Annotated in this window: 11 protein-coding genes; 7 read left to right on the forward strand and 4 right to left on the reverse strand. The window is 73.0% G+C overall.

Features of this window, described 5'->3' with window-relative positions; translation table 11 throughout:
- Positions 1–11: 11 nt before the first annotated feature.
- The 4 genes from AB0J46_RS42270 to AB0J46_RS42285 all read right to left on the reverse strand — a co-directional run bounded on the left by AB0J46_RS42270 (position 12) and on the right by AB0J46_RS42285 (position 4,008).
- A complete protein-coding gene (locus AB0J46_RS42270) occupies positions 12–431 on the reverse strand; it encodes a hypothetical protein (RefSeq protein WP_364340659.1) in 420 nt (139 codons plus the stop codon).
- Positions 432–785: 354 nt separating this feature from the next.
- Positions 786–2,105 (reverse strand): M20/M25/M40 family metallo-hydrolase, encoded by a 1,320-nt coding sequence (locus AB0J46_RS42275; protein WP_364340661.1) that lies wholly within the window; start codon positions 2,103–2,105, stop codon positions 786–788.
- The gene (locus AB0J46_RS42280) at positions 2,102–2,866 is read right to left on the reverse strand and encodes a GNAT family N-acetyltransferase (protein WP_364340663.1); all 765 of its coding nucleotides are present in this window, start codon (positions 2,864–2,866) and stop codon (positions 2,102–2,104) included. The genes AB0J46_RS42275 and AB0J46_RS42280 overlap by 4 nt, the downstream gene beginning before the upstream one ends.
- Positions 2,867–2,880: 14 nt before the next feature.
- Positions 2,881–4,008: a M20/M25/M40 family metallo-hydrolase gene (locus AB0J46_RS42285; protein WP_364340665.1), complete on the reverse strand. Its 1,128-nt coding sequence runs from the start codon at positions 4,006–4,008 to the stop codon at positions 2,881–2,883.
- 187 nt (positions 4,009–4,195) lie between these two features.
- Between AB0J46_RS42285 and AB0J46_RS42290 the strand changes: the two genes are divergently transcribed.
- The 7 genes from AB0J46_RS42290 to AB0J46_RS42320 all read left to right on the forward strand — a co-directional run bounded on the left by AB0J46_RS42290 (position 4,196) and on the right by AB0J46_RS42320 (position 13,337).
- Complete coding sequence (locus tag AB0J46_RS42290; RefSeq protein ID WP_364340667.1) at positions 4,196–5,638, forward strand: leucyl aminopeptidase family protein; 1,443 nt, start codon at positions 4,196–4,198, stop codon at positions 5,636–5,638.
- A complete protein-coding gene (locus AB0J46_RS42295) occupies positions 5,635–6,615 on the forward strand; it encodes a MaoC family dehydratase (RefSeq protein WP_364340669.1) in 981 nt (326 codons plus the stop codon). The genes AB0J46_RS42290 and AB0J46_RS42295 overlap by 4 nt, the downstream gene beginning before the upstream one ends.
- Positions 6,612–7,430: a CoA ester lyase gene (locus AB0J46_RS42300; protein WP_364340671.1), complete on the forward strand. Its 819-nt coding sequence runs from the start codon at positions 6,612–6,614 to the stop codon at positions 7,428–7,430. Before AB0J46_RS42295 ends, AB0J46_RS42300 begins: the two co-directional genes overlap by 4 nt.
- A 1-nt stretch (position 7,431) precedes the next feature.
- Positions 7,432–8,637: a pyridoxal-phosphate dependent enzyme gene (locus tag AB0J46_RS42305; protein ID WP_364340673.1), complete on the forward strand. Its 1,206-nt coding sequence runs from the start codon at positions 7,432–7,434 to the stop codon at positions 8,635–8,637.
- Positions 8,621–10,135, forward strand: coding sequence for a serine hydrolase domain-containing protein (locus tag AB0J46_RS42310; protein ID WP_364340675.1), 1,515 nt, complete (start codon positions 8,621–8,623; stop codon positions 10,133–10,135). The genes AB0J46_RS42305 and AB0J46_RS42310 overlap by 17 nt, the downstream gene beginning before the upstream one ends.
- A gap of 10 nt (positions 10,136–10,145) precedes the next feature.
- Entirely contained in the window at positions 10,146–11,261 is a 1,116-nt protein-coding gene (gene menC / locus AB0J46_RS42315) for an o-succinylbenzoate synthase (RefSeq protein WP_364340677.1), read from the forward strand.
- A gap of 429 nt (positions 11,262–11,690) precedes the next feature.
- Positions 11,691–13,337 carry a helix-turn-helix domain-containing protein gene (locus AB0J46_RS42320; protein WP_364340679.1) on the forward strand — a complete coding sequence of 549 codons (1,647 nt, stop codon included), beginning with the start codon at positions 11,691–11,693 and terminating at the stop codon, positions 13,335–13,337.
- Positions 13,338–13,397: the final 60 nt, after the last annotated feature.

The raw sequence follows: 13,397 nt of genomic DNA on the forward strand, positions 1-13,397 counted from the left end.
GGGATCGGAGGTCATTGACCGCGTCGGTAGCCCCAGCCGGGGTTCTCCGGAACCAGACGCAGGACGAGGGCACGGATGGAGCGGACCGTGGGTGGGTGGCCAGGCCGCTTCGGCCGACAGGTACGAGCGTGACGACGTCGCATCAGGTCGCGATGCCGGTGCAAGACGGTGTCGGGGCGGATGAGCAGCCGCACCCGGCGGAGGACCTCGCGGGGCAGCGAGGTCGGGAGCGCGGCAGGGAAGGCTCGGTCCTCGGGCGCGAATCGCACTCTGGTGTCGGCGCCGAGTTGGCGTTCGAGGATGGTGATCGGGTGGTGCAGGGCGCGGATCTCGATGTCCTTGTCCCGGTCGCCCATGGGGAGCAATCGCAGCGCGGTGAACGTGTTCGTGACGGTGAGGTAGGCCAGACGAAGAGCATGGCCGATCATCATGCCGCAGGCGTTCGCCCTCTCCCGGTGGTTGGAGCTCGTGCCGCGACGCGAAGTCTCCAGATGGCCATGACCTGGGCGGATGTAGTTATCGGCAGGGTGCAGTGCCGTCGGTGGCCAGCCGGGCAAGCGGACAAGACAGTGATGGGGCCTCCGGCCAGGCTCCCATGAAGTCACAGGTGCCGCGTCCGGTGAGTGCACATGAGCGCTTCCCGGCCGGGGTAGACGGATCCCGTTGAGGACCCAAGGTCAGTCAGGCGATGGGGCAGACCCTGGCGGGAAGCGCTCATCTCCGTCCTCACTGTCAGGTGGGATGCAGCCGGTTCCACGCCAGGGCGTTCGCGGCGCCGTAGCGGGTCATACCGTGCGCAGGAAGTCGTCCAGCACGTCGAGGCCGCTGCGCAGGGACGCGATCGGCACACGTTCGTCGACGCCGTGCATGCCGGCTGGTGTGCGGCCGTCGGGGTCCTCACCGAGCGGGGCGAAGCCGAAGCCCGCCAGCCCCAGCTCGGCGAACGGCTTGGCGTCGGTGCCACCGCCCATGCAGAACGGGACGATCACGCCGTCCGGGTCGTGGCGCAGGACCGACGCGGCCATCGCGTCGTACCAGGGGTTGTCCCAGCCGGCCCCGATCGCGGGGCGGTAGGACAGGAATGACCGGGTGACGGACGGTCCCAGCAACTCGTCGATGATGGCGAGCTGTTCGTCCTCGGTGCCGGGCAGCGAGCGTACGTCGATCTCGGCGTGCGCCTCGCCTGGTACCACGTTGAACTTGTAGCCCGCGTCGAGCACGGTGACGTTCGTCGAGCAGCGCAGCGACGGCTCGACGTACTCGCGCAGCGGCCCGATCCGGTCGAGGACGGCCTCGACGCCCTCGTCGGAGGAGAGGTCGGCGTCCAGGCCGAGGGTCCGCACGGCGGTGTCGAGCAGCCGGCGCACCGGTGGCGTCAGCGTCAGCGGCCACCGGTGCGCCGAGATCCGGGCCAGGCCGGTCACCAGGCGGGCGACGGGGTTGTCCGGGTTCGGGCGTGACCCGTGGCCCTCCGTACCGGTCGCGCGGACACGCATGTGGAGGGAGCCACGCTCGGCGACAGCGATCGGGTAGAACCGCCGTACCGTCCCGTCGGGCGCCCGTACCGGCACGGGCCGCCCGCCCGACTCGCCGATGGCGGTGGTGACCCCGGCGAAGAGCTCGGGTCGGTTGCGCACCAGCCACTCGGCGCCGAGGGCACCGTCCTCCTCCTCGTCCGCGACGAAGGCGAAGACCACGTCGCGTCGTGGTCCGGTCGCGTCGGCCGCCCACCGCAGCAGGGTGGCGAGCATCATCGCGACCGTGTCCTTCATGTCGGTCGCGCCGCGGCCCCACACGTATCCGTCCGCCACCCGGCCCTCGAACGGCGCCACCGTCCACCGCTCCGGCTCGGCGGGGACGACGTCGAGATGCCCGTGGACGAGCAGGCCGGGCAGCGACCGGTCGGCGCCCGGGACCCGGAGAACGACGTTGGCCCGGGTCGGCGCGGACTCGATGATCTCGGGGTCGTACCCCGCCCCGCGTAGGAGACCGGCGACGTACTCGGCCGCGGCCAGCTCGCCCTTGCTGCCCGCCTTGCCGTAGTTGCTGGTGTCGATCGCGATGAGGTCGGAGCAGATCGTCACGACGTCCGGGTGGTCTTTCATCGTTCTCCTGTCTTGGCTGGGTTGGTGATCAGATAGCCGTGCCGCCGGTCGAAGGCGGCGATCTCGGCGCCGCCGGCCAGGGCCCCGGCCAGCGCGTCCCGTACGTGGGCACGCCAGGCCCGCGCGAGGAGGGGGTTCTCGACCCGGACCCGTTCGATGTCCTCGGGGACCGGGACGAAGGCGGGCCCGCCGGTCCACGGCACCACCTGGAGCGCGTCGTCGCGGACCGTGATCAGCGGCCGATGGTCGCCCTCGGGCGGCCCGGCGGCGGCGGGGGAGAGCAGGTCCCACTCGACGAACAGCCGGTCGCTGGCCTCGCCGCGGTTGAGCCCGTCGTGCATCGGGCCGTAGCAGTCGGGCAGGTAGTCCGTCGCCCGGGCGCCGAGCTTGACCAGGTTGAAGTACGCGTTGCGACGGACCAGGGGGTCGAACGTCCAGGTGATCGAGCCGATGCCGCGGCCCAGCGCCCAGTCGCGCTGGTGGCACTTGAGCAGATAGCCGATCTGCCGGGCGCGGTACTTCGCCTCGACCCCGGTGATGTGGCTGTGCAGGGATCCGTTGTGCGGGGCGAGGAACCCGACCGCGGCGCCGGCCAGATGCTCCCCGACGAATGCGACGGCGACGTAGTTGCCGGTCATGCTGAAGGCGCGCAGCAACGCGACGGTGATCTGGCTGGAGTCGGGCGCGCCGTCCCAGACCCGGTTGAAGAGGGCGGCGATCGCCTCGAGGTCGGCGAGCCCGGCCGCCTCGCGGACTGACACTCCGTGCTCCGGCGTCATCGCCCGGCCTCGCCGAGCAGGTCGGCGAGCAGCCCGGTCAGCAGGGCGAGACGGTCGCCGAGCCGAGCCACGTCGACCCACTCGTGGCGGGCGTGCGCCCCGCCGCCCACCGCGCCCAGGCCGTCCAGGGTCGGCACCCCGGCAGCGGCCGTGAGGTTGCCGTCCGATCCGCCGCCGACCGCGACGCCGGCGAGCGGGCCGATGCCCAGCCGATCCGCCACGGCGCGGGCCCGCTCGAACAGCCCGGCCGTCATCGTGGCATCGAGCGGCGGACGGTCGATGCCACCCTCCATCTCGATGGTGACGTCACCGTTCGCCGGCGCCAGGCCGCGGATCGCGGCGTCGACCCGCCGCAGCTCCTCGGCGGTCCGGGCGCGAACGTCGATCGTCAGCGTGGCCCGGTCCGGCACCGTGTTGACGGCCGTACCGGCGGAAGCCATCGTCGGCGTCACGCTGGTCCCCGCCGCCTCGTCGGCCAGCGCGGCGACGGCGCCGACGGCGGCGCCCAGTGTGATCAGCGCGTTCGCGCCCAGGTGCGGTTCCAGGCCGGCGTGGGCCGCGCGTCCGGCGAAGGTCAGCTCGTAGTGGGCACGGCCCTTGCGCTCGGTCTTCAGGGCGCCGGAGTCGTCGCCGGCCTCCAGTACCAGGGCCGCAGCGCAGCCCCTGGCCTCATCCTCGATCAGCTCGCGGGAGGTCGGAGAGCCGAGCTCCTCGTCGCCGGTGACCAGCAGGGTGACCCCGGATGGGTCGTCGAGCGCGGCGATGGCGTGGAAGGCGAGGGCGAGGCCCACCTTCATGTCCAGGCACCCGGGCCCGCGGATCCGGTCGCCGGCCGTGCAGGGGATCGTGTCGATCGTGCCCAGCGGCCAGACGGTGTCGTGGTGCCCCAGCACGAGCACGCGAGGTGGCTCCTTTCCCCACCGCCAGCGCAGGTGGGTGCGGCCGGCGGTGACGATCGGCTCGGCGGGGCGGCCCAGGATCTCTTCGCCGACCCGCGCGACGCAGTCGGCGCTGCGGGCGACCGCGGCGAGGTCGGTGGAGGGTGACTCGCAGCGGATCATCCGGACCGACGCCGCGACGACGCCGGCGACCCGGGAGCGGGAGCCGACGGACAGTGCGTTCATGGGTTTTCCTCCGGCGCTTTGGACGGCGCCGCCAACGTTTCATCGGGTGCGGTGGCGACTCTTGTGGCCCGACATGAAAGGCGGTCCCGAGGTTGGGTGTTCGACACCGACGGCAGCCGGCGCCGCCGGTTAGCTTGCTCAAACGAGACGGGTCGCAGCGGGCGGCCCGCGTGTTCAGGAGGACCAGGTGACGGAACGGGTGGCGGACGTGGTCGTCGTGCCGGTCGGGACCGATGGGGTGGTGCCGGCCCCGGTCGCCGGCTTCCTCGCGGAGGCCGGAGTTGATGTTGACGTGCACGCGATCGGGGCTCGCCTCGGCCCGGCCGAGGCCGACGACGTGGCCCGGATCCCCATCCTCGACGGCCCCGACCTCGTCTACGTGACCGTCGGTGATCCCCGGCCGGGCCTGGCGTTCGACCACGTGCGGGCGGCCGCGATGGCGGCGGCCCGGCACTGCGGATCCGCGCCGGCGGTGCTCGACGCGATCGGGTGCTGGGAGGCCGACCCGGATTGCGCGGTCGCCGCGGCGGAGGGCTGGACCCTCGGCACGTACCGATACCGCCCCGACTGGACCGTCGCCGACCTGCTCGCCCGGCTCGACCCCGGTCCGCGTAGGCACGGGGGGCCGGAGCGTGCCGTGCGGGAAGGGGTCGCGCTCGGCGCGGCCGCCAACCTCGCTCGGGACCTGATCAACACGCCGCCCGGCCAACTCGTCCCGGCGCGCCTGGCGACCGTGTGCCAGGAACTCGGCGAGGCGCTCGGGTTCGAGGTACGCGTACACGACGCCGCGACGCTGGAGCGCGAGCAATTCGGCGGCATCGCCGGCGTGGGCCGGGGAAGCGTGCATCCGCCGTGCCTGATCGAGCTGCGACGCGGAGGCGACGGCCCGCACACGGCGCTCGTCGGCAAGGGCATCACCTTCGACGCGGGCGGCCTGTCGCTCAAACCCACCCGGGGCATGCTCACCATGAAGGCGGACATGGCCGGCGCCGCCGCCGTTCTCGGCGCCCTCGTCGCGCTGGCCCGCCTGGGCTCCGACGCGCCGGTACGGGCCTATCTGCCGTGCGCCGAGAACATGCCGGGCCCGTACGCGGTCCGGATCGGGGACGTCCTGCGCCATCGTGGTGGCCGGACCGTCGAGGTGACCGACGCCGACTGCGAGGGACGGCTCGTGGTCGCGGACGCCATGGTGTACGCCGTGGAGGCCGGCCCTGCCGCGATCGTCGACCTGGCGACGCTGACCTCGGTCACCGGCCTCGGCCCCGACATGTGGGCCGGTTTCGGCACCGACGACGCCCTGCTGGCGCGGGTGCTGGCCGCCGGCGGCGCGGCCGGTGAGCCCGGGTGGGCGATGCCGATGTGGGAGCCCTACCGGGCCACCCTCGCCTCCGACGTGGCGGACGCCCGGAACTTCGACCCGGACGCGCCCCAGCCGTACGGCGCCATCACCGCGGCGCTGTACCTCGAGCCGTTCGCGTCCGGTGTGCCGTGGGCGCACCTCGACCTCGGGCTCACGGTGATGCGCCCGGCCGCCGACGCCCGGTGGGCCGCAGGCGCCAACGGCCGCGGGGTGCGCCTGCTCACCCGCTACCTGACCGCCGGCGTGCCGGCACTGGAGGAGAACGCATGAGCGTCGTGGACGGTCCCTGGTTCGACGACCTCGCGGTCGGCGACACCTTCACCGCGCCGGCCGTCACGCTGGATGCCGGGCTCCATGCCCAGCACCGGGCGATCCTCGGCGACCGGCTCCGGCTCTGCCTCGACGAGACGCTCGCCGAGCGGGTCACCGGACGTCCCGGCCTCGCGTATCCCGGCGTGGTCTGGGACGTGGCCGTCGGCCAGTCGAGCGTCGTGACCCGCCAGGTGGTGGCGAACCTCTTCTACCGGGGGCTGCGGCCGCGGGCGACGCCGTACCTCGGCGACACCCTCGTCACCTCGACCGAGGTCGTCGCTCTCCGCCGGGTCCGGTCCCGGCCCGACCGGCCCGAGCGCGGCAAGGCGGTGCTGAGCATCGTGACCCGGGACCAGACCGGACGTGTCATCCTCGCTTTCGACCGGTGCGCGCTGCTGCCCTGCCGCGAGGGGGCCGGACCGGCCCCGGAGACGGGCCCCCACGTCGACGGCCTTTTCACCGCACCGTCCGTGCCGGACGTGGCGACGGCCCCCGACTGGCTCGCGCAGTGGTCGCTCAAGCCGCTGGCGCCCTCGCCCGGCGGTCTGCCTGCGGCCGGCGACACCTTCGAGCTGGCGGCCGGCGACGTCGTCTCGAGCGCGCCGGAACTGGCGCGGCTCACCGTCAACATCGCGGCGGTGCACCACGACGCGGAGGCCGCCGGCGGCCGCCGGCTCGTCTACGGCGGGCACACGATCGGGCTCGCGCTCAGCCAGACCTGCCGGATGGTCCCGGGGCTGGTGATCGTGACCGAGTGGTTCGCGTGCGACCACGTCGCGCCCGTCTTCGAAGGCGACACGGTGCGCAGCCGCGTCACGGTGCGGGGCGTCACGCCCTACCGGGACGGCACCGCGATCGCCGTGCTCAACACCCAGACCTCGGTGGCCGGTCGCGGAGCCGTCCTCGACTGGACCTTCGCGGCGTTGGTCGCATGAGCACCGTACGAGGCCCGGCCTGGCTCTTCGTCCCGGGCGACCGCCCTGAGCGCTTCGCCAAGGCCGCGAGCGCCGCCGACCAGATCATCTGCGATCTGGAGGACGCCGTGGCGCCGACTGCCAAGTCGGCGGCCCGGGACCACGTCGCGGGCTGGCTCGCCGCCGGCGGATCCGCCTGGGTACGGGTGAACCCGGCAGGATCACCGTGGCACGCGGACGACCTGCGCGCGCTGGTCGGCTGCGCGGGCCTGCGGGGCGTGGTCGTGCCCAAGGCCGAGTCGGCGGCGGACCTGCAACGCGTGTGCGACCTGCTCCCGGTGCCGTCGGCGGCCCTCGTCGAGTCCGCCGCCGGCGTCGGGAGAGTCGCCGAGATGCTCGCCGTCGAGCGGGTGGAGCGGCTCATGCTGGGCACTGTCGACCTCGCCCTCGATCTCGGCTGCGAGCAGGAGTCCGACGTCGTCAGGCAGGTCCGGAGCCGGCTGGCTCTGGAGTCCCGCGCGGCTGGGAAGCCCGCGCCGGTGGACGGGGTGACCATGGCGCTGCGGGACTACGACGCCACGTTCGCCGACGCCGGGCGAGCGCGCCGCGAGGGCTACGCGGGCAAGCTCGCGGTCCATCCGGTCCAGGCCGGCGCGATCCGGGCCGCCTTCGCGCCGTCGCCGGAGGAGGTGTCCTGGGCGCGCGAGGTGATCGCGGCGGCCGGGCAGGGTGCGGTCGCCGTCGGGGGCGTCATGGTCGACGCCCCGGTCGTCGAGCGCGCGCGCCGGATCGTGGCTGGCTCGGCCATCGATGAGAAAAGGGGAACTGGGGACTGAGATGGCGCACTTCGAGAGTAACGTCCTGTGGAATCCGGCGTGGTCGGCCCTCGACGGCTGGGCGGAACGCCCTCCGGACGCGATCGAGCACTTTCACCGATCGATCCCGGGATTCGCCGAGTCCGCGCTGGTGCCGGCGCCGGCGATCGCCGACCAGGTCGGCGTCGCGCACGTGCTCGTCAAGCACGAGGTCGAGCGCCTCGGCCTGCCGTCGTTCAAGGTCGTCGGTGCGAGCTGGGCCGTCAGCGTGGCGATCGCCGGCCACATCGGCCGCGTGCCCTTCCCGACGTTCGACGCGCTCACCGAGGCGGCCGGCGCCCTGCGCGCCTCGATCGTCCTGTCGACCGCCACGGACGGCAACCACGGCCGCGCCGTCGCGTACCTGGCGCGCCGGCTGGGCCTGAACAGCCGGATCTTCGTGCCCGCGGACATGGCCGAGGCACGCGTCGATGCGATCCGCGGTGAGGGCGCCGAGGTCGAGGTGGTCGCCGGATCGTACGACGACGCCGTTCGCCGGTCGGCCGAGAGCGCGGAGCGGGACCGGCCCGACGGCCGGCACGAGCTGCTCGTCTCGGACACGTCGTGGCCCGGGTACACCCGGATCCCCGAGGCCGTGGCCGCCGGCTACTCGACGATCTTCGCCGAGACCCGGCGCCAGCTCGCCGCGGCGCTCGGCTCGGACGCGTCGATCGACCTGGCGCTCGTCCCGGTGGGCGTGGGCGCGTTCGCCTCGGCCGCGGTCCGCAGCCTCGCGAGCGGGTCGTGCAGCGTCGTCACCGCCGAGCCGGCGGCGGCCGACTGCCTGTGGCAGTCCCTGGCGGCCCGGGAACGAGTGACGGTGCCGGGACCGCACGAGTCGACGATGGCGGGGCTCAACTGCGGCGAGGTCTCGCTGGTGGCATGGCCGGCGCTGCAGCGGGGCGTCCGTGCCGCCACCCGGGTCTCCGACCTCGAAGTGGCCGCGGCCGTCCGCGACCTCGCCGCGCTCGGCGTCGCGACCAGCGAGAGCGGCGCGGCCGGCCTGGCCGGTCTCCGGCGCCTGCGGCTCGACTCGCGGGCGGGTTCGCTGCTGCGGCCCAGATCCACGCTCGTCCTCTTCGACACCGAGGGGGTCACCGATCCGGCCGGATACGAGGCGGTCCTGGCCGGATCGTCGACGGCGCGGGGTCGTACCGAAGAAGGGACGGGTCATGTCGCGGGTCGATGAGCTCATCGCGTACCTCTCCGAAGCCGTTCCCCGCGAAGCGAGGTCGCGGGGGATACCGGGGGTCGCCGTAGGGTTGTGTGATGCCGACGGCGTCCTGTGGGCCGAGGGATTCGGCAGCGGCATCGGCGTCCGCACCATGTTCAGCGTCCAGTCGACGTCGAAGCTGGTCACCGCGACCGGCGTGCTGCTGGCCGTGCAGGAGGGCCTGGTCGACCTCGACCAGCCGATCCTGCGCCACCTGCCGGACTTCACCGTACACAGCGACTTCGAGGAGCGGCCCGAACGCCGGATCACCCTGCGCCACCTGCTGACCCACACGGCCGGCTTCACCCACGAGGCGCCGGTCGGGTCCAACTACGAGGTCGGCGACGCCACGTTCGAGGAGCACCTCGCCAGCATCTCCGAGACCTGGCTGCGGTTCCCCGTCGGCCACCACCACGAGTACTCCAACCTCGGGATCGACCTCGCCGGCCAGGTGGTGGCCACTGCGGCGGGGGAGACGTTCGCCGAGTTCATGCGCGGGCGGCTGTTCGAGCCGCTCGGTCTCACCCGGTCGACGTTCGACTTCGGCGCCTTCGACGGCGAGGAGGACCGGGCGCTCGGGCACTCCCGCACGTTCGCCCGCGCGGGTCGCGACGTGCCCCGGCGAGTGCCGATGGTGCCGTCGGGCGGTCTCTACACCAGCGTGGCGGATGTACTGCGCTACCTGCGATTCCAGTTGCGCGAGGGCGACGGCGTCCTACGGCCCGAGTTGGCCCGGCAACACCTGGACTTCCCGAGGCTGACCGAGCAGCAGACCCAGGGGTACGGGCTGGGGCTCTACGTCGACCGCTGGGCGCCCGGGGTCCGGGTGCTGCACCACGGCGGGTCCGGCTTCGGCTTCCTCTGCCAGGTGTTCTGGCTGCCGGACCTCGGCATCGGCGGTGCGGTGCTCACCAACTCCGTGGACCACGACCTGCAGAACGAGCTGGCGGCCGACATCGTCCGGCGGCTCGCGGACGGCCACGGCTCGCAGGCCACCCCACCCCCGGCGGCGGTTTCGCCTCACCCGCAGGACGCGGCCGGCCGGTACGTCGGGCGCCTTGGCGACATCCGTGACGTCGTCGCCCGCGACGGCGAGCTTCACGGCGTCGACGGCCGGTCCGTGTTCCTGCGCGACGCGGCCGGGCACGTGCGTTACCAGCTCGACGCCGTCACCGGCGATGTGCGGTACCGGACCGCCGTGCCCGAGCTCGGCCCGTCGACGCTCGAACCCGGCCTGGCCGGCGACTACGAATCCCGGGTGGGGGAGGTGCCGATGGCGCCGTACCGCCTGCGGCAGGACGGGGACCATGCCGTGATCGACCTGCCCAGTGGGGGCTCCCTCGACCACCCGATCACCCTGCAGCTCACCGCAGCCGGCCCGGGACGCTACCTGTCCGCGACCGGCGAGGTGCTGACGGTCGGCGACGCCGGCCCGGCGTACGCCAACATCCCCCTGACCCGGACCGAGGACTGAGGTGACCCTGATGGGTAAGGTATCCGCGCTGGAAGGCATCGAGATGCGGCGGCTCCGGCTGCCCCTGGTGTCGCCGTTCCGCACCTCCTTCGGCACCCAGACGACCAAAGACGTGCTGATCCTCCGTGCCGTCACCGCCGACGCCGAGGGCTGGGGCGAGTGTGTCGCCGCGCAGCACCCGCTGTACGCCTCGGAGTACGTCGGCGCGGCGATGATCACGCTGCGCGACTTCCTCGTGCCCGCGCTGCGCGACCTGCCCGCCATCGACGTCAACCTCGTCAGCGCCGCGCTGGATCGCTTCCGCGGGCACCGGATGAGCAAAGCGGCGCTCGAGATGGCGGTCTGGGACGCCGAGCTACGGGGTCTGGGGATGCCGCTGAGCCGCGCGCTCGGCGCCGTTCACACGTCGGTGCCGGCGGGCGTCTCGGTCGGCATCATGGACACCCTCGACGAGCTGGTCACCGCGGTCGGCGCCTACCTGGCCGACGGATACCGGCGGATCAAACTCAAGATTGAGCCAGGCTGGGACGTCGCGGCGGTGCGCGCGATCCGGGACGCGTTCGGCGACATCCCGTTGCAGGTCGACGCGAACGCGGCGTACACGCTCGCCGACGTCGACCAACTCCGGAGGCTGGACGATTTCGACCTGCTGCTCATCGAGCAGCCGATGGCCGAGGAGAACGTGCTGGGCCACGCCGAGCTGGCCCGCCACCTGCGAACCCCCATCTGCCTGGACGAGTCGATCACCTCCGCCCGGGCCGCGGCCGACGCGATCAGACTGGGCGCGTGCCGTGTCGTCAACATCAAGGCCGGCCGGGTGGGCGGCTACCTCGAGGCCCGGCGCGTGCACGACCTCTGCCAAGCCCACGACGTCCCGGTCTGGTGCGGCGGCATGGTCGAGACCGGCCTGGGCCGCGCCGCGAACGCCGCCCTGGCCGCCCTGCCCGGCATGCGGCTACCAGGCGACATCTCCGCCTCGTCGCGCTTCTACCACCAGGACATCACCCCACCCCTCGAACTCAGCGACGGCTACATGTCAGTCCCAGAAGGCCCGGGCCTGGGTGTCACCCCCGACCCCGAAGCCCTCGCCGCAGCAACAGTTCACACCGAGTGGCTACCTCTATAGGAGGCCGCTGAAGAATCGGCATATCGTCTGTCGTGATTTATGCCGATATGCGATGATTTCTGGGTGCGGAGTGTGGAGCGTGCAGACCGGGAGCTTCTCGACGCCGCCGCGCTGGTGGGTCGTCTGGTGCCCGAGGGCAGTATGTTCGCGTTTCTGGCCGCCCCCGGGTCCCGGCCGGCCCAGACACGCCCCACCGGCCTACCCGCGCATTCCATCGACCACCGAGCACCCGGACCACCCACCAACCTCGGGCTGAGCAGACCGATGAAACGCTGATGTTCAGCGTCCTCATAGACAGCGGCGACCGCTACCGCCCATCCCGCATTCACCCCGAAGCCCCGGATAGATGGTGCTGCCGCACCAGATCGAGCAGGCCGACAGTGCCGTGGAACAAGATCGGGCCAACCGGCCGTGGCTAGAGTCACAGCCGTGGGGCACCCGGAGCAGCCGGAAGCATCCGTCGTGGTGGACGGACCGTCGATCACGCTGGCCCGGATCCTGGAGGACGCCGGCCACACCCTGCTCCGCCCGGCGTTCGACGGCCAGGATCTCGACCGGATCGTCGACGGCCTGGTGATCTTCGACCCGGCCGACCAGGTCGCCTGGTCGCGGCGCCCCCTGGTTCTTGCCGTCGGGGTCCAGGCTGGTGCACAGCTCACCGCCCTCAGCGAGCGGGTGGCACGCCAGGGCGGCGCGCTCATCGTCCACGAGAGCGTCGTCGCCTCGCTGACCGGCCCGCGGACCGTCGTGCCGGTGCTCGCGCTCGGCAACGAGAACTCCTGGATCCAGCTCGCCGCGACCCTCGCGCCGCTGGTGAACGGCTCGTCCGGCCCCGCGCTCGCGGCGCCGCTCAGTGGCGTCCCGACCGGCGACCTGTTCGCCCTGGCGAACGCCATCGCCGAGATCCTCGACGCGCCGGTCACGGTCGAGGACCGGGACTCCCGGGTGCTCGCCTTCTCGATCCGGCAGGAGGAGGCGGACCCGTCGCGCATCGGCGCGATCCTCAACCGCCAGGTCACGCCCTGGGCCACGCAGGATCTCACCGAGCGCGGCATCTTCCGCCAGTTGTACCGCACCCAGGAGCCGCTCTTCGTCGATCCGCCCGAGAGCGGGTACGGCGGTTTCACGATGCCCCGCGTCGTGCTGGGCATCCGGGCCGACGACGAGATCCTGGGCTCGGTGTGGGCCGCGGTCCCCGGTCCGCTCTCGGACGAGCGGATGCAGGCCTTCCGCGAGCTGCAGGGCACGGTCGCCGTGCACCTGCTGAGCCACCGCGCGAACGCCAACGTGGAGCGCCGAATGCGTTCGGACCTCACCGCCCAGGTCCTGGCCGGCGGCCCGGAGGCGGAGGAGGTCGCGGCCCGGCTGGGCCTGCCCCACCGCCCGATGCTGGTGCTCGCGGTCGCGCTCCCGGACGGCGAGGACGAGCCCGCACGCCTGCGCGGCGACCGCGCGGCCGAGCTGCTGCGCATCGGTGACGCGTTCGACATGCACCTCGGCACCGTCCAGCCGGGCGCCTCCGCCGCGCTGGTCGGCGACATCGTGTACGGGATCGTTCCGCTGCCCCCGGCCGCCGACCCGCACTCGGACCGCGGTCAGCGGATGGCGAAGGACTTCCTCGCCCGGGTAGGGCGGCGGTCCGCCGCGGTGATCGGGGTCAGCGCCGTCGCGCCCGACGCCTACGCCCTCCCGCGGGCCCGGGAGGAGGCCGACCGCGCGCTGCGGCTGGCCCGCAGCGCGCAGCAGGGCGACCGCGTCTGCTCGACGGTCGAGCACGCGTACGAGCTGCTCATGATGGAGATGGCCGACCTGGTGTCGGCGCGGGGGATGGGCCTCAGCGGGCCGCTCGCCCGCCTCGTCGAGCAGGACGAGCGCCACGGGTACCTGGTGCCGACACTGCGCGCGTGGCTGGACCACTTCGGCGACAACATCGCCGCGTCGGCGTCGCTGCACGTCCACCCCAACACGTTCCGCTACCGCCTGAAGCGGGTCGCGGAGGTCTCCGGGATAAGCCTGGACAACCACGACGAGCGGCTGTCGCTGATGCTCCAGTTCCGGCTCTTCATGCGCTCCTGACCGGCAGCCTCGTCGCGCGGCGCTACCCGGCGCCCGCAATTTCGTGCCGCGACACCAGCG

Source organism: Nonomuraea sp. NPDC049758, from assembly GCF_040674635.1.
Lineage (GTDB): Bacteria > Actinomycetota > Actinomycetes > Streptosporangiales > Streptosporangiaceae > Nonomuraea.